Below are 15,286 nucleotides of genomic sequence, written 5' to 3'. Positions count from 1 at the left end.
GCCCTTCTGTCGTTGCTGTGCGGACTGTCCGGCTGTGTGCTCGCACCCGGCATGAAGTTCGACGCGCGCGCGCTGGCCGGGCCGCCGATCGCGGTCACCGAACTCGCTCCGTCGAATATCGCGCAACTCGACGCGCTCAACGAACAGGCACTCGCGAAACGTTGCGAGACCGATGCGCTCGCGGGCATGGGCGAGCCTTACCGGATCGGCCCGGCCGACGTGATTTCCGTCATCGTCTGGGACCACCCCGAACTGGTGATGCCGAATCTCACCTACGACATCGGCTCGACGGGCGGCGCGCAGCCGCAGAGCGTCGGCCTCGCGAGCCAGCGGCTGCCGGGCTACGTCGTCAGCGAGGACGGCCTGCTGCAGTTTCCGTACGTGAAGCGCTTCCGGGTCGGCGGCATGACCGAGATCGAGGCGCAGCAGCGGCTCGAGGCCGCGCTCGAGCCGTACATCCACGATCCGCAGATCTCGCTGCGCGTGATCGGCTACCGCAGCAAGAAGGTGTACGTGAACGGCGAAGTGCATTCGCCCGGCGTGAAACCGATCACCGACGTGCCGATGACGCTCGCGCAGGCGCTGCACGAGGCGGACGGCGTGCTCAGCACGGGCGACGCGAGCCGCATGACGCTGCTGCGCGCCGGCCGACGCTACGGCGTCTGCCTGCCGGAGTACACGTCGCGCGGACTGGACGCGAGCCGCGTCCCGCTCGTCGACGGCGACGTGCTGCGCGTGCCGCCGCAGAGCGACTTCAACGTGTTCGTGCTCGGCGAGGTGCAGCGTCCCGGCGCGGTCAAGTTCCGCTCCGATGGCCGCCTCACGCTGTCGCAAGCGCTTGGCATGGCGCAACCGAGCCAGGAGACGAGCGATCCGTCACAGATCTATCTGGTGCGCCCGCCCGAGAATGTCCGGGAACTGCGCGACGTGCGCCGCGATCCGCTCGCGCTCAGCCGCCCGATCGATGCCCAGGTGTACCACCTGAACGCGAAATCGCCGCAGGGCTTCGCGCTCGCCCAGCAGATCGAACTGCGACCCGACGACGTCGTCTACGTCGACGCGCCCGGCATCGTGCGCTGGAACCGCGTGATCGCGCAGCTTCTCGGTGGCACGACGGCGGCCTACAACGTGCAGAATGCCGCGAAGGGAGGCTGGTGGTGATCGGTTCGATCCTGGTCGTCTGCCACGCGAACCTCTGCCGCAGCCCGCTCGCGGAGGCGCTGCTGCGGCGCGCGCTGCCGCACCTGACGATCCGCTCGGCCGGCATCGCCGCGCGGGGCGGCGCCCCCGCGGCGCAAGGCGCGTGCGATGCGGCCCGCCTTCGCGGGCTCGATCTGTCCGTGCACCGCGCGCAAGCGCTGACCGCCCTCGCCTGCGCACGGGCCGACCTGATCCTCGTGATGGAAACCGCGCAGCGCCGCCGCCTCGAGGCGCGTTACCCGTTCACGCGCGGCCGCGTGTTCAATCTCGCCGGGCCCGGCGTCGGCCCACCCGATGTCGCCGATCCATACGGCGGCCCGCCCGAGACATTCGCCGCGTGCCTGGATCACCTCGAGCGCTGCGTCACGCACTGGCGCGATCGGATCGACGCGGCCGCCGCCCTGTCCGGGCCTTGAAACCCCGTCTTCCGTTCCGCCGCCCGCGACGACCCACCCACTGATTATCGCCATGTCCACTGCTGCAGATTTTCCCGACGATCTCCGCGACGAACTCGATCTCGTCGGCGTGCTGGACATCCTGATCGCCCAGCACCGCTGGATCGTCGCGGCCACCCTCGCCGGCCTGCTGTTCGGCGCGCTCGGCGCGGTTTTGCTGCCGCCCCGCTATCAGGCCGACATGATGATCCAGGTCGAGAGTGCCCCCGAAGGCGCGGCCGCCAACAATCTGGTCGCGGACGTCTCGGCGCTCTTCGACGTGAAATCGTCCGCCGCCGCGGAAGCGCAGATCGTCGCGTCGCGGCTTGTCGTGACCCGTTCGGTCGATCGCGTCCGCTACTTCGTCGACGCGCGGCCCAAGCGCTTGCCGTTGATCGGCGCGCCGCTGTCGCGGCTGATCGGCGGCGTGCCGCCCGCCTGGCTCGCCGGCTTCGGGGGCTATGCGTGGGGCGCCGAAAGCGCGGACATCGCGCGCTTCGACGTGCCCGCCGCGCTGGAAGGCGAGCGCTTCACGCTGACGACGCCGCTCCCGGGCGTCTGGCTGCTGAGCGGCCCCGGCGTCGACGCGCCGGTGCAAGGCCGCGTCGGCGCGCCGGCGACCATCGCGTCGGCGTACGGCCCGCTCACGCTCGACGTCGCCGGGTTCCAGGCGCCGCCCGGCACGCGCTTCGCGCTGGTGCGCCAGTCGCGCAGCCAGATCATCGGCGATGTGCAGGACGCCTTGACCGTCCAGGAACGCGTCAAGCAGTCGGGCGTCGTGATCGCGACGCTGACGGGCGACGATCCCGGCCGCGTCGAACGCCTGCTCAGTGAAATCGGCCGCCAGTACGCGGCGCAGAACGTCGCGCGCAAGTCCGCCGACGCTGCGCAATCGCTGGCCTTCCTCGAACGGCAGCTGCCGACGATGAAACGGCAGTTGCAGGACGCCGAGGCGCGCTTCACAGCGATGCGCAACCAGAACGGCACCATCGACCTGCCCGAGGAAGCCCGTCTCAGCCTGCAGCAGGACGCGCAGACGCGCACGCAGCTTCTGCTGCTGCAACAGAAGCGCGACGAACTGACGACGCGTTTCAATCAGCGCCACCCGAGCCTGGTCGCGCTCGATCGCCAGATCGGCGCGCTGCGCGCGGCACAGGCGGACATCGAGCGCCAGATCAAGCGCATGCCGGATCTTCAGCAGGACGTCGCGCGTCTCACGCTCGACGTGCGCGTTCACACCGACCTCTACACGGCGTTGCTCAACAATGTGCAGCAGCTGCAACTCGTCAAGGCAGGGCAAGTCGGCAACGTGCGGATCGTCGATTTTCCGGTGGTGCCCGACGATCCCGTCAAGCCGAACAAACTCGTTCTGATACTGGGCGGGACGCTCGCCGGCTGCGTGCTCGGCATCGCGTTCGCATTCGCCCGCGACCTGCTGTTCGGCGGCGTCGCGAGCCCGGACGAGATCGAGCGCGCGCTGCCGCTCGACGTCTACGCCGTGGTGCCCGCCGCCGCCGCGCAGCGCGCGCTCCATCGCCACATCACCGCGCTCGCGGGCGGCCAGCATCTGCTCGCCGTCAACGCGCCCGGCGATCCGGCGGTCGAGAGCCTGCGCAGCCTGCGCACCGCGCTGCGCTTCGGCCAGTCGGGCGCGAGCAACAGTACGCTGCTCATCACGAGCGCCGAGCCGGGCGCGGGCAAGTCGTTCGTGATCGCCAATCTCGCCGCCGTGCTCGGCGGCAGCGGCCATCGCGTCGCCGTGGTCGACGCCGACCTGCGGCGCGGCCATCTGAATCAGTATTTTGGTCTGGCGCGCCAGCCCGGCCTCGCGGAGGTGCTCGACGGCGCGATGCCGGTCGACGCCGCGCTGCGCCCCGAGGTGGCCCCGCACGTCGACCTGCTGACGACCGGCGCGCTGCCCGCGAATCCCGATGCGCTGTTGTTCGGCCCGCATCTCGGCCCGCTGCTCGATACGCTGCGCGCCCGCTACGACTACGTGCTGATCGACGCGCCGCCCGTGCTCGCCGCGGCGGACGCGACCGTGATCGGCCGCCACGCGCCCATCGTGCTGATGATCGTCCGCGCGGGACAGACCCGCATCGGCGATCTGCGCGAATCGCTGAAGCGGTTGCGCCGCGGCGGCGTCACGTCCGCCGGCGCGGTGCTCAACGGATTCGCACCGCGCCTGGGCGGCTACGGCGGCAAATACGAGGGCTACCGCTACACCCAATACGACTACGGCGCGCTGCCCCATCCCGGGTGGGTACGGCGCGTATTGCAAGCCGCCGCTCGATGGAGAAGACCATGACCACGTCGCAGAAAGAAACCTCGCAGCACGTCGCCGTTGCGACGCCCGTTCCACGACCCGGCCCGCGCGACGCGGCGAACGCGCGACGCCCGCTGAGCGTCGCGCTTGTCGTCGAGGCGGCGGGCGGCGGTGTCGGCGTCCATGTCGCCGACCTGATCGACGGGCTCGCCGACGCCGGCGTCGAGATCCACTTGATCGCGCCAGCCGGCAATCGCTTCGATGCGCAGATCCTCACGCAACGCACGGTCAGCCGCTGCGCGTCGTTCGCACGCGTGCCGATGGGGCGCGCGGTGTCGTGGCGGGACACTCGCGCGTTCGCGCACTTGTTCCGGCATCTGGCGCGCATCGCGCCGGACGTCGTGCACAGTCACAGCTCGAAGGCGGGCGCGCTCGCCCGCGCATGCCGCGGATCGTGGCGGCATGTCTATACGCCGCATGCACTCTATACGCTGAACCCGCATCTGACACGCGCGCAGCGCCTGTTCTACGGCGCGATCGAGCGCCTGCTCGGCAAGTGGCTGACGGATCGACTGATCGCCGTATCGATCGACGAGGCGCATCACGCGCGTCACGCGCTCAAATTGCCGCTCGGCCTCACGACCGTGATCCACAACGGCGTGCCCGATTTCCCGCGCCTGCCGCGCGCCGCCGCGCGCGAAGCGCTTGGCCTCGCGCCGGAAGGCTTCACGGTCGGCTTCGTCGGGCGCTTCTCGTTCCAGAAGGGTCTCGATCGCCTGATGAGCGCGGCCGACCGGCTCGCCGAGCGCTACGGCAAGGCGATCGAGATCGCCGTGATCGGCAGCGGCGACCTGGAGGAAAGCGCCGCCCGTCCGCGCGGTGCGTATCCGCCCAACGTGCGGCCGCTCGGCGAGATCGCCGACGCGCGCCGCTACTTCAACGCGTTCGACCTGTTCGTGCTGCCGAGCCGCTACGAGGGCTTCCCGTATGTGTATCTGGAAGCGATGGCCGCGCGCCTGCCGATCGTCACCACCCGCGTCGCGGGCGCCGAGGAACTGGTCGCGGCCGAGCGGATCGGCGTCGTCGTCGCGAACGAGGAGACGGCCGAGCCGCTCGCCGCCGCGATCGGGACGCTGTACGACGACCGGCGCGCGCTCGCTCGCCTCAGCGCCAACTGCGACCGCGCGATCGAACGGTTCAGCGCGGCGCGCATGGTGCGCCGCACGCTGAACGTCTATCACGAAACTGTCTTCGGAACCCGCTCATGACACGCCCTTTCCATGTCGTCCTGCTGCACGCGTACAGCCGTCGCAACTCAGGCGACGGACTGCTCGTCGATCTGTCCGTCGAACTGCTGCGCGAGGCATTCGGCGACGGCGTGCGCACCACCATCGTCGCCGCCGATCCCGACTCGTTCGCCGACGCCGGCGACCCGCTCGGCGCGCCCGTGCTCGCGCAGCACGGCGTCGCGCGCCGCCTCGCGGCCGTGGCGCGCGCCTGGCTGTCGTCGCGCGGGCCCGCCGCGCTCGCGCCGGTGCTCGCCGATGCCGATCTGATCGTCGGCGTCGGCGGCGGCTACCTGCGCGCTCGCACGCTCACCGAAGCGCTTCGGCTCGAAGCCGGCCATCTGTTGCAGCTGCGCGCCGCGCGGGCGTCGGGCAAGCCCGCGGTCTATCTGCCGCAAAGCATCGGTCCCGCGCGCGCCGGCCTGCCGTTCATGTCGCGCGCGTGGCGGAAGCACGTCACCTCGCTGCTCGACGCGTGCGCTGTCGTGTTCGTGCGCGACGACCGCTCGCTCGCGATGTTGGGCGGCAATCGGAACACGCGCCGCGCCCCCGACCTCGCGGTGCTCGCGTTCGGCATGCGGCTGCCGGGCCCGGCCGTCGCGCCGGGCGCCGATGTGCCGGGCGCCGTCGCGCCGGGCGCCGATGTGCCGGGCGCCGTCGCGCCGGGCGCCGATGCGCCGGGCGCCGTCGCGCCGGTGCGTCACATCGCATTGGTCCTGCGCGACGCGCCGCGCTGGAGCCGAGCGCAGCGCACCCGCTACCGGCGCGCGCTCGATCGCCTGATCGCGCGGCTCGAGTCCCGCAGCCGGATCACGCTCGCGGTGCAAAGCACGGGGCGCGGCAACGACGACGCGGCGTTCTACCGCCGGCTCGGCGTCGCCCGCCCGTTGCCGTCCCTGCGCCAGGTGCTCGCCGACGACCCGCCCGATTTCGTCGTCTCCGTGCGACTTCACGGCGCGCTCGAATCGATCCTCGCCGGCGTGCCGGCCTTCCATCTCAGCTACGAACGCAAAGGATTCGGCGCTTACGCGGATCTGGGTCTCGACGATTGGGTCGTCAACGCGGCCGATTTCGACGCCGATGCCGTCGCCGACCATCTGTACGCGCCGCGCGCCGCCTTACGCTTCTGGGAGGCGGCGACGAGCCGAGCCGATGCGCTGCGGGTCGAACGCGCGCGTCTCGTCGCGGCCCTGCGCGACGCGGCGATGCCGTTGGAGACCGCGCCATGTTGATGCGCATCGCGTTGCGGATCGCCGCGCTCGGCGCGAAATTCGCGCTGACGATCGTGATCGCGCGCGTACTCGGCTTCGCGGCGGTCGCCGACTACGGGATCGCGATCGCGGTCTCGGTGATCACCTCGAAAGTGCTCGGCCTCGGCTTCAGCGCGGAACTGAACCGTCGGCTCGCGCTGCCCGCGCCGCGCCAGGCGATCCGTGACGCGCGCTCGGTCGGCTTCGTCTATGCGCTGGCGTATCTGCTGCTCGGCGCCGGCGCGCTGCTGCTGATGCACACGAACCTGCTTTCGGCCGCACACGGGCCGCGCGCCGCCATCGGGCTCACGATCGTCGCGGTCGCGATCGCCGAGCACTATGCATTCGAGTGCAACACATATGTGTTCTCGCTGCATCGCGCCCGGACGGCGTCGCTGATGCTGTTCGCGCGCACCGGCGCGTGGCCGGCGCTCGCGATCGCCGGCCTCGCGTCGGGCGCGATCGTTCGGCTTGATACTGTTTTATGGCTTTGGGTCGCGGTCAACGTGACCGTGATCGGCTGGGCGTGGCGCGTGCTCGCCACGTCGGCGGCCGACGCCTGCTCGGCGGCCACCCGCGTGGACAGCGCCGCCGGCACGCTTGCGCTCTGGCGAGACGGCCTGTCGTTCTATGTCGGCGCGGCGCTGCTCGCCGGCCTGCAATACGCGGAGCGGCTGATCGCCTCGCGGCTCGTCGACGCGGATGCGCTCGGGCGCTACGTGTTCGCGTGGTCGATCGCGAACGCGATTCAGACGATCGCCTTCGCGGCGATCGTGTCGACGGCCGGCCCCGCGCTCACCCGTGCCGCCGCGACCGAGCCGCACGCGTTCGCGCCCACGTTGCGGCGTGCGCTGCTCGCGTCGCTCGGCGCGACGCTGCTGCTGTCGGCCGCGATTCTCGCGGTGCGCGAGCCGCTGTTCCGGATGGCGCGCGAACCGCTCGACGCGGCCGGCACGCTGTTGCTCGCGATCCTGCTGCTGTCGTTCGTGCTGCGCGGCGCGATCGACCTGCTGTGGGCCGCCGCGATCGCACTGCGGGCAGGCCGCGCGTTCGCGCTTGCCACGGCGCTGTTCACGGCAGGCAGCCTGCCCGTCATCGGCTATGCGATCCGCGCGCACGGCGTTCTCGGCGCGGCCTGCGGCCACCTGCTCGTCAGCGTGCTGCTCGCCGCGGGCTTCGGCGGGCTGCTCGTCCGGGCGGACGCGGGCGGCCGAACCGGACGCTTCACGCCGTCGCGGGAAGTGAAGCGCCATGCGCTATGACCACCCACCGAGGGGACGGCGACTCAGCCGCGGTGTGGTACGCGCCGTCGCGGCCGCTTATGTGTTCGGCTATCTGGTGCTGTATCGCAATGCAGGCGCGCTGCTGCCTGAGTTCATCTTTCGCGACGCCGAGAAGATCCAGGCGCAGATGGGTGGCGCGGACACCTTCGCCGACACCTCGTTCGACGCCGTCGGCAAGCTCTATGGATGGTTCGGCGGCGGCGTCGACCTGTTGATCGCGGGCATCGGCGCGTGGTTCATCTGGGCGATGCTGGGTCCGGCGAATCGCTTCGGGCTGATGGCGGCGGCGTTCGTGCTGTCCGCGCCCTGTGTGTTCTTCAATCTGTTCGTGGCCAGCAAGGACACGCTCGTCGTGCTGATCTCGTTGCTCGTCGCGGCAGCCGCGCGCCGTCACGGGGTACGCGGCACGCTCGTCGCCGCGCTCGGGCTCTACGGCCTGTACGCGGGGTTCATCCGCAGCTACTTCGCCCTGATCGCCGTCATCGCGCTCGGATGCGTGGCGTTCTACGCCCTGTCGACGCGCGGCCGGCTGGTGCTGGGTGCGGCCGCCGCGTCGGGCTTCGCGTTGCTGCCAGGCTGGGTCTACTACGCGCTGCTGCATCCGCGCGACATGGCGGTCGACTACCTGGTGTACGCGTCGCCGTTCGGCGCGCGCACGAGCTTCTACAATCCGGTCGATCCGTCGTCGTTCCACGGATTCGTCGTCGACTATCTGTATGCGATCGGCAAGCTCAATCTCGCGCCGCTGTTTTCGCCGGGGCCAAAGGAAGTCGCGATGCAGGCGTTCGTCGCGCTCGCCGTCGCGCCCGCGCTGCGGGCGCTGCGCCGGACGCGCGACACGGTGGGGCGACCGTCGGACATCGTGCTTGCCAGTCTCGTGATCGGGCACGTCGCGGTGTCGATGCTGTTCGAGCCGGATCTCGGCAGCTACATGCGGCATCTGTCCAGCGTCGCGCTGCTGTCGATGACCTTGCTGGTGCCCCGCGCGCGGCCGTCGAGCGCGGCATCCGGGTCAGGGGTGGGATGGCGCGGGGCCGCCCGATGACTGCGGCGGCGGGTCGACCGGATCCTCGACGCGCGGCAGTTCCGCGCCGGCCGCGCCGAGCGCCGCCTTCGCCATCCCGCCGACCGTCACGAGCCCATAGTTGCGCTGGGCGAGGTCGATGCCGTTCGGCGAATCCTTCCATTCGTAGATCGATACGAGCGGCGCGCCGGTGCCGCGCACGGCCGACAGGAACGCCGCGACCTGCGCGGCCTGACCCGCGTCGCCGCCCGTGGCCGGAATCGACGGCACCCCCCACTCGGTGATGACGGCGGGCAACCGGTAGCGCTCGTGGAGGTCCGCGCTGACCGCGGATATCTGCGGGCCCGTCATCCCATAGGCGTGATACGACACGCCGCCCAGGCAGCCGGGTGCGCGCTGCACGACCTGCGCGAGCAGCGCGTCGGGCAGCGAGCCTTTCGACGGCGGCCGCGCGAAGCCCAGCCCGAGCACCGGCACCTGCCGGCCGAGCGTCGTCCACTGCGCGCAGGCGGCCTGCATGTAAGGCGGCAAGGTCGCCTCCACGTCGCCGGGCGGCCAGTACTTCGCGAGGTCCGGCTCGTTCCAGATCTCGACCGCGAGCAGTTGGCCCGCATGCGCCTGGACCAGCCCCGCGACCGCGCGCCCGAAGGTCGCGCCGGCGCTTTCGAGCACGGCGGCGCGCAGGGACGGATCGACCGGCAGCGTGCCGAACGGGTTCAACGACCGGACCGTCATCAATACCCCGAGGCTCGCGGCTTTCGCCTGGGCGAACGCGGTCTCGAGCTGTTGTTGATACTTGCGCGATCCGAGGCTGTCGGCCCACACGCCCAACCGCACGAACTCGAAACCGGTTTCGCGAATGCGCGTGGCGTCGTCCATGGTGAAGCTGCCGACGTCGACCTGGACGCCGACGCGCAATTCGCCCGTCGTCGTGGGCAGCGGGTGCGCGACCGCGGCGTTTCGCTGCGCGTGCGCGGTGGTCGCGGCGGCCGTCAGCAGCATGGCGGCGCAAACGAACGCGCATGCACGAGACGGCGGGAATGAGGCGGCGACGACGGGCGCGCCGCGCCGGCGCTGGAAGCGTGATGTCATGAGGGGGCTCCCTGGAAGAACGGTCGGCACGCGTCATACCGTCGGGATACGACGCATGCCACGGCGATCTTAGCGCGCCGGATTAGGATAATTCAGCCAATTCCCTGTCTGTATCCGCCGCCGGTACGCCAAAACGGCGTGCCGCGGACAAGACCAAGGCGATCTGCGCGGTCGGAAACGCGGTCAGTTCCCGGTCCTCGCCAGCGTCGTCGGGGCCACGACGCACCGAGCAGTTCAGTTGTTTCTTCATCAAAACTGCGCCGTCACCTGGAAACCGAGCGTGGCCCGGGCCGTTGGGAAACCGGATGGCTTGTACACCGGCGTGCCGACAAACCGGTCGTAACCGTACCCGCCGAAGCGCGTTGCGACACTGCCCCCGACACCTATCACCGCACCCGCGAGTTGCCTGCCGACAAGCACGACCGGCTGCGGCCCCCATACCCGTCCATCGTCCAGCCCGGCGTAGATCGCTTGACCCGTTTGGCCGATTCAAGGTCACGCAGGTTCAGCACTTCGCCGTCACCGGCCGGGAAAGCGGTCTTCCACGTGCCGCGCAATTTCTCGTCGGCGAAACGGACCTGCCGAATCACACCCGGAATCAGTGAGAACGTCAGCGTACCGGTCGTCAAATCCTGTTCCGGCAGCAACACGCGTGTCGTGATGCTGCCGCGTGCCAAGATTTCCCGCGACAACGCCTTGACGATCATATCGATGCCTTGCTTACCGGCACACTGGCTTCCGGATTCGAGGCGAAGCTCGACGAGCCGCGCAAACGCTTCATCACGACGCTGTTCTGCTGCGGCTGCAATCTCGGGCCAACGCAGACGGCGCGGTCAGTCAAGAATCTCAGCCGAAAGCAAGTCGCGTGGCTGAATTTGAAATGCGTGACCGAGGCACGCCTCGACAAAGCGATCGTGAAAGTCATCAGCGCCTACAACCGATTTGCGCCGCCGAGGTTTCGAGGCTCCGGCAAGCGCATCTCGGCTGACGGCACGAAGTGGATCGTCGGCATCCGCGGTCGAAGCCGTCACAAGGCGCCCCTGTCGTCATAGATCGCCGGATCGTGTTCAATCGGCATGACCCCATCCTCGGGCGCGAGGCGTCGGTCAGGCTCTAAGCACCAACGTCACCGTTCAACCGAGTGCGTATGCTCGTGCAGCGCGCCCGGAATGCAGGTCCGTTCGAAACCGCCATCGCCGAGCCACGCACGGGTCCGCTCGGCCGCCAGTTCGATCAGCGCCCTGCACCGGGTGTAGTCGTACGGCGAAACGTCGAGCGGACACAAGGGGGGCACCACGAAGATATCGGCGCGCGTCTCGTAGAACGCCAAATCGCGTACGAGCTGGCGTGCGATCACGAGGGTAAGCGCATGCATCGCCTGGGCGATTGCGCTCGCCGGCGGCTTATGCAACGCGCATGCAAAGCCCGCCGGCAGCACGACGATACGCGTCGCGCCCTGTGCGACGGCAATCGAAATCGGCGTATTGTTTGCAACGCCGCCGTCAACCATCAGCCGATCGTCGATCCGTACCGGCGGAAATACGCCCGGGATGGCCGCGCTGGCGAGTACGGCGTCGACGACGAGGCCCGACGACAGCACGATTTCGCTGCCGCTGAGCATATCGGTCGCGACGACGTGCAGCGGCAGCGACGCGCGCTCCACGTACTGATACCGCAGATGCCTTTCCAGCAGCATTCGCAGCGCAGTCGTTTCGACGAGGTGTGCGCGATTCTGAAGAATGGTCCTCAACAGGCCGAGCATGGAAAACGGCATGATGTCGCGCCGGCGGATGTTGCACCACAGTGCTTCGAGATTCGCGACGCCGTCGCGGTCGGGCTGTCCGGCGAAATAGGCGGCGTTGATCGCGCCGGCGGACGCGCCGACCACGAAGTCGGGCCGTTCACCGTAATTGAGCAGTTCGCGCAGCATGCCCACCTCGATCGCACCGAGGCTGCCCCCGCCTGCAAAAACGAAAGCGGTCCGCTTCGGACGCGCACCTCGATCGAAGACCATGCTTGTCTCACAAAACGGGCCAGTAGGAAAGGATGAACGCCGAGGTCGGCGAGACAGATTCGCACAAATTGCCAGGCAGCTCAATTCGCATCATGCCTGCCTCAGTCGGCAACGCCCGGAGCAGCCGGGACCTCGACACGCGTGCCCGCTTGCGCCACGCTTCAGCCGTCTCCGGCGGCTCACCGGTGCCCCGGAACGCCGGAACGCCGGATTTCCGCCCCACTCGCCAATGAAGATATCCTTGACGCAAATGCCTTCCCCCTGTGCGCGGCATAGGGGCGGCCTGGTGAAATACGCATCGCAGCCGGACACGATGCCTCGGCCGTGCCTGAACACAAGGTACTCGTAAGGTATTTGATTTCCGCCATTCCAGACATTTGAGAACGCAGGGCCCGAGACATCTTGAACCCATTCACCGCATCATGACCGCCACAAGAAGAAGCCTGGCGCTCATCCCGGCATGCATGCTTGCCCTTTCCCTGCAGGGCCACGCGCAATGCGTCGACCTGGTCGCCAATCTCGACGACGGCCAGCTGATGCAGTCGCGGATCGCACTGGTCGACCATGCCACGCCCGCCGAGCAGATCCGCGTCCTCGCCTACATCTTCGAAATCGATCAGACCGGCGGCCTGCTGCTGCGTCATCTGGCCGGGGCCGCGCGCCGCGGCGTGCCGGTCAAGCTGCTGATCGACGGCATCGGCCCCGAGCCGCACTTTCCCCTCGAGGATGAGCTCATCGTCGCGCTGCACGAGGTGGCGCCCGGCATCGAACTGCGAATCTTCCACCCACGATCCCATCTCATCGGGATCGCGCATCGCATGCACGACAAGCTGTTCCTGGTCGGCGACACGGCCGTGATCGGCAGCACCTCGATCTGGGATCCAAGCTTTCGCAACTGGCTCAGCGAGCGCGATCTGATGGTGTCGGGCGACGCCGGCCAAGACGCTTCCGCCCTGCACGCCATGCACCGGCATTTCGACCTGTTCTGGGACAGCCCGGCAGCAGTGCACCCCGAGCCGGAAAAATTCCTCGGCATCGAAAGTCCCTATGGCCTCTCGCGGGGTTATGCCACGCTTGACCCGGCGCGCATCCGCTATTGGCGCAAGTGGCTGCTGGCTCCGCCCGACGGTACGGCCCCGGCGGCGAACCCGGCCGCGGCCGATACGCCGACCGCCTCCGACAGGCCTGCCGATCCCGACGCCGCGCCCGCTTCCGGTGCGGATGTCGATCCTGGCTGGATGCCGATCGCCTGCGAGCGCCTGCGCTATGTCCACGACGAGCCCGACAAGCGCTCGCCCGGCACGTTGCAGGACATGCTGTCCGCGTTCGATACGGCACAACGCGAGATCCTGGTCATCACCCCCTACCTGATCCTGGTGCCGGAACTGCGCGAGACGCTTGAGCGCAAGCAGCGCGAAGGCGTCCGCGTGATCCTGGTGAGCGCCTCGCTGGCGAGCATCACGCAGGAATTTCCCGCGGTCGGCCGCGCCTATGCCGACGACCTGTCCGGCTTGGTCGATGCCGGGATCGAGGTGCGCGAGTACAACGACCGGGAGAACCGCATGATGCACGCCAAGCTGATCCGCATCGACGGCCATCGGTATTATCTCGGCAGCTTCAATTTCGATCCGCTGTCGGCCCGCCTGAATACGGAAAACGGCCTGTGGATGGATATCCCCGAGGACGGCCTCGATCCCTTGCAGGACAGCGCGGCGTACTACCTGCGCAACGCCAGCCCGGTGAGCGATGCCAAGCGCCGCTTGCTGGCGGATCCCGATGCGCGCTGCCGGGCCGCCGGCTGCGGAGGCGCCTGGCGGTGGATGACGATACTGATCAGGGATTTCCTCTGAGCCTCGGCGTGCGCCATCCGTGCCGATTTGACGGGCCTCGCCGCCGGCGCGTGCGGCCGCGCGCGTCGCGCGTCTCTCCGGGACAGAAGAGACGTCCGCGAAATGGCTCGGGGACGTCGCGGCCCCTCGACTGAGCGCGTAGGCGCGACGGCAAGGGAAAGCATGAAGGTCGGCGTCCGCGACGGACAAATCGACGCAGCGCACCGGCGAGGACGGGCAACCCGGCAGCGCGGCGCGCCGCCAACCGGTATCCGATACAGCGACAAGGCTCGGCGTGCCTCCGACGGCCATGCCACTCGGTCAACCCGGTGGCCCATCCAGCATCCCGATCGCATTGCTGCCGGCGTCAGATTGCCCACTGCACCGAAAGCCGCCGTCGCGGTCTTCCGCGACGAACCTTACTTCCGTCCATCATCCGACCTCGATGCTGAGGGCGCCCCACCCCTTGTTGAGGTGAAGCGCCGACTCAACACAGTCGCGCCAACCTCCAGGATTCCGATCTACTCCAGGAAGGCGTCGGCCTGGACAGATCACGCGCTCGCGTCAGGTATGGCTCAACCACTGATAGACCACGGGATCGTCGGCGCATTGGCCGAATCCGCATTCGAGCAGGGTCGACGCCAGGTTCGCCGCGATCATCACGAGAAAGAGCGCAATGGCTATCTTGCCCATCGTATTGATATCGTTGGATGGCGATCCGGAACGCTCGTCACCCGGCAAGAGCAGCATGAGCGCGACGAACACCACGACCACGATCGAGGCGATGGCGGCCCAGGTATAGAAATGGAGGCCGAGCAAGGATGACCCATACGCGCCGGTGCCGGGAACGATGTGCAGCAGAACCTGACGAACCGCGATCGCGCCCGTCGCCACGGCTGCGACGAGCGCCGCGCCGTAATGCAGGCCGCGTACGCCGAACCGCACGTTCAACGCCAAGCCAATCCCGATGAGAATCAAACCCGCCCTTTGCAACAGACAAAGCGGACAGGGCAATTCGCCGAAAGCGAGTTGGTAGTAAAAGGCAATGCCCAACGCCAGGCAAACGCCCAACAGCGCGAGGCTGTTCAGATTCCGGCTGCTCCACGCGGGCTGCGCCGCCTGCTGATTGATAGTTGCATTCATGCGCTGTTCCCGCGACTAGAAGGTCAGTTGGAGCGCATCAGTTGCATGATGCTCGAACGAAGCCAGGGTCACGACCAGGGTGACGAGAAACAGAACGAGACTCGACGTATATTTTCCGCGAGCGACTTGTCCCATCGTGGCAAGCGCCAGTAAGAACGGCAAAAACATAAACATTTCATATTCCTAAACAATAATCCATATCGATCACCAGACAACAGCCCTTGACTGGATCTGGCGCCCGCAAGCCTATCATGTCGTCTGCGGCGCGTCGCGCAGCATGCCTGTCGACGCCAGGTCCGGGCATCGGATATCGGCGGACGGCATCCGTTGCCGGATGCCGTCGCGGGCCCTTCCGTGCGTACGAGAAAAGCGGTAAGGTCGTCACCCGAGGGTTCCGTCTGCCCGCGGAGGCATGGGCTGGCCGGTTGTAGTAGTTTCCAGACAAGATCCACAATATCGAGAGAA

13 protein-coding genes and 3 pseudogenes are annotated in these 15,286 nt (G+C 68.5%); 9 read left to right on the top strand and 7 right to left on the bottom strand.

What is annotated here, in order from left to right:
- Window positions 1-51: 51 nt before the first annotated feature.
- The 7 genes from Bsp3421_RS01460 to Bsp3421_RS01430 are packed head-to-tail and all read left to right on the top strand — an operon-like array spanning window position 52 to window position 8,764.
- Window positions 52-1,161 carry a polysaccharide biosynthesis/export family protein gene (locus tag Bsp3421_RS01460; RefSeq protein WP_273995455.1) on the top strand — a complete coding sequence of 370 codons (1,110 nt, stop codon included), beginning with the start codon at window positions 52-54 and terminating at the stop codon, window positions 1,159-1,161.
- Window positions 1,158-1,616, top strand: a complete 459-nt coding sequence (locus Bsp3421_RS01455; RefSeq protein ID WP_273995454.1) for an arsenate reductase/protein-tyrosine-phosphatase family protein — start codon at window positions 1,158-1,160, stop codon at window positions 1,614-1,616. Before Bsp3421_RS01460 ends, Bsp3421_RS01455 begins: the two co-directional genes overlap by 4 nt.
- A gap of 52 nt (window positions 1,617-1,668) precedes the next feature.
- Entirely contained in the window at window positions 1,669-3,942 is a 2,274-nt protein-coding gene (locus Bsp3421_RS01450; RefSeq protein ID WP_273995453.1) for a polysaccharide biosynthesis tyrosine autokinase, read from the top strand.
- Window positions 3,939-5,168, top strand: a complete 1,230-nt coding sequence (locus Bsp3421_RS01445; RefSeq protein ID WP_273995452.1) for a glycosyltransferase — start codon at window positions 3,939-3,941, stop codon at window positions 5,166-5,168. The genes Bsp3421_RS01450 and Bsp3421_RS01445 overlap by 4 nt, the downstream gene beginning before the upstream one ends.
- Entirely contained in the window at window positions 5,165-6,418 is a 1,254-nt protein-coding gene (locus Bsp3421_RS01440; RefSeq protein ID WP_273995451.1) for a polysaccharide pyruvyl transferase family protein, read from the top strand. The genes Bsp3421_RS01445 and Bsp3421_RS01440 overlap by 4 nt, the downstream gene beginning before the upstream one ends.
- Window positions 6,412-7,698 (top strand): lipopolysaccharide biosynthesis protein, encoded by a 1,287-nt coding sequence (locus Bsp3421_RS01435; RefSeq protein ID WP_273995450.1) that lies wholly within the window; start codon window positions 6,412-6,414, stop codon window positions 7,696-7,698. The genes Bsp3421_RS01440 and Bsp3421_RS01435 overlap by 7 nt, the downstream gene beginning before the upstream one ends.
- Before the next feature lie 34 nt (window positions 7,699-7,732).
- Window positions 7,733-8,764: a hypothetical protein gene (locus Bsp3421_RS01430; protein WP_273995449.1), complete on the top strand. Its 1,032-nt coding sequence runs from the start codon at window positions 7,733-7,735 to the stop codon at window positions 8,762-8,764.
- Here the strand turns inward: Bsp3421_RS01430 and Bsp3421_RS01425 are convergent.
- The 4 genes and pseudogenes from Bsp3421_RS01425 to Bsp3421_RS34155 form a co-directional block, all read right to left on the bottom strand.
- Window positions 8,732-9,835 carry a hypothetical protein gene (locus Bsp3421_RS01425; protein ID WP_273995448.1) on the bottom strand — a complete coding sequence of 368 codons (1,104 nt, stop codon included), beginning with the start codon at window positions 9,833-9,835 and terminating at the stop codon, window positions 8,732-8,734. The two genes, Bsp3421_RS01430 and Bsp3421_RS01425, sit on opposite strands and share 33 nt — an antisense overlap.
- 82 nt (window positions 9,836-9,917) lie before the next feature.
- A complete protein-coding gene (locus tag Bsp3421_RS01420) occupies window positions 9,918-10,085 on the bottom strand; it encodes a hypothetical protein (RefSeq protein ID WP_273995447.1) in 168 nt (55 codons plus the stop codon).
- Window positions 10,085-10,324 (bottom strand): annotated as a pseudogene (locus Bsp3421_RS34160) (ShlB/FhaC/HecB family hemolysin secretion/activation protein); the annotation flags it as partial. The pseudogene Bsp3421_RS34160 and the gene Bsp3421_RS01420, both read right to left, overlap by 1 nt.
- Window positions 10,303-10,611, bottom strand: a pseudogene (locus Bsp3421_RS34155) (POTRA domain-containing protein); the annotation flags it as partial. The pseudogenes Bsp3421_RS34155 and Bsp3421_RS34160, both read right to left, overlap by 22 nt.
- Here Bsp3421_RS34155 and Bsp3421_RS01410 point away from each other — a divergent pair.
- Window positions 10,609-10,842: pseudogene (locus Bsp3421_RS01410) on the top strand (Tn3 family transposase); the annotation flags it as partial. The pseudogenes Bsp3421_RS34155 and Bsp3421_RS01410 sit on opposite strands and share 3 nt — an antisense overlap.
- A gap of 119 nt (window positions 10,843-10,961) precedes the next feature.
- Here Bsp3421_RS01410 and Bsp3421_RS01405 read toward each other — a convergent pair.
- Complete coding sequence (locus Bsp3421_RS01405; protein WP_273995446.1) at window positions 10,962-11,849, bottom strand: patatin-like phospholipase family protein; 888 nt, start codon at window positions 11,847-11,849, stop codon at window positions 10,962-10,964.
- A 422-nt stretch (window positions 11,850-12,271) separates the two neighbouring features.
- On the opposite strand from Bsp3421_RS01405, the gene Bsp3421_RS01400 reads away from it, so the two are divergent.
- The gene (locus Bsp3421_RS01400; protein WP_273995445.1) at window positions 12,272-13,699 is read left to right on the top strand and encodes a phospholipase D-like domain-containing protein; all 1,428 of its coding nucleotides are present in this window, start codon (window positions 12,272-12,274) and stop codon (window positions 13,697-13,699) included.
- 543 nt (window positions 13,700-14,242) lie between these two features.
- On the opposite strand, the gene Bsp3421_RS01395 is transcribed toward Bsp3421_RS01400, so the two are convergent.
- A complete protein-coding gene (locus tag Bsp3421_RS01395) occupies window positions 14,243-14,821 on the bottom strand; it encodes a disulfide bond formation protein B (protein WP_273995444.1) in 579 nt (192 codons plus the stop codon).
- A gap of 15 nt (window positions 14,822-14,836) precedes the next feature.
- Window positions 14,837-14,995: a DUF5993 family protein gene (locus Bsp3421_RS01390; RefSeq protein ID WP_273995443.1), complete on the bottom strand. Its 159-nt coding sequence runs from the start codon at window positions 14,993-14,995 to the stop codon at window positions 14,837-14,839.
- Window positions 14,996-15,286 lie beyond the last annotated feature (291 nt).

This window comes from Burkholderia sp. FERM BP-3421 (assembly GCF_028657905.1).
Taxonomy (GTDB): domain Bacteria; phylum Pseudomonadota; class Gammaproteobacteria; order Burkholderiales; family Burkholderiaceae; genus Burkholderia.
Note: the sequence above shows the minus strand (reverse complement) of the source record. Positions and strands in the feature narration are given on the sequence as shown.

What these genes read in the sequence shown, in the direction of transcription:
- Bsp3421_RS01425 (WP_273995448.1), bottom strand. Translation starts at nt 9,835, where the DNA reads ATGACATCACGCTTCCAGCGCCGGCGCGGCGCGCCCGTCGTCGCCGCC.
- Bsp3421_RS01390 (WP_273995443.1), bottom strand. Translation starts at nt 14,995, where the DNA reads ATGTTTATGTTTTTGCCGTTCTTACTGGCGCTTGCCACGATGGGACAA.
- Bsp3421_RS01435 (WP_273995450.1), top strand. Translation starts at nt 6,412, where the DNA reads ATGTTGATGCGCATCGCGTTGCGGATCGCCGCGCTCGGCGCGAAATTC.
- Bsp3421_RS01395 (WP_273995444.1), bottom strand. Translation starts at nt 14,821, where the DNA reads ATGAATGCAACTATCAATCAGCAGGCGGCGCAGCCCGCGTGGAGCAGC.
- Bsp3421_RS01405 (WP_273995446.1), bottom strand. Translation starts at nt 11,849, where the DNA reads ATGGTCTTCGATCGAGGTGCGCGTCCGAAGCGGACCGCTTTCGTTTTT.
- Bsp3421_RS01440 (WP_273995451.1), top strand. Translation starts at nt 5,165, where the DNA reads ATGACACGCCCTTTCCATGTCGTCCTGCTGCACGCGTACAGCCGTCGC.
- Bsp3421_RS01420 (WP_273995447.1), bottom strand. Translation starts at nt 10,085, where the DNA reads ATGAAGAAACAACTGAACTGCTCGGTGCGTCGTGGCCCCGACGACGCT.
- Bsp3421_RS01400 (WP_273995445.1), top strand. Translation starts at nt 12,272, where the DNA reads ATGACCGCCACAAGAAGAAGCCTGGCGCTCATCCCGGCATGCATGCTT.
- Bsp3421_RS01450 (WP_273995453.1), top strand. Translation starts at nt 1,669, where the DNA reads ATGTCCACTGCTGCAGATTTTCCCGACGATCTCCGCGACGAACTCGAT.
- Bsp3421_RS01460 (WP_273995455.1), top strand. Translation starts at nt 52, where the DNA reads ATGAAGTTCGACGCGCGCGCGCTGGCCGGGCCGCCGATCGCGGTCACC.
- Bsp3421_RS01445 (WP_273995452.1), top strand. Translation starts at nt 3,939, where the DNA reads ATGACCACGTCGCAGAAAGAAACCTCGCAGCACGTCGCCGTTGCGACG.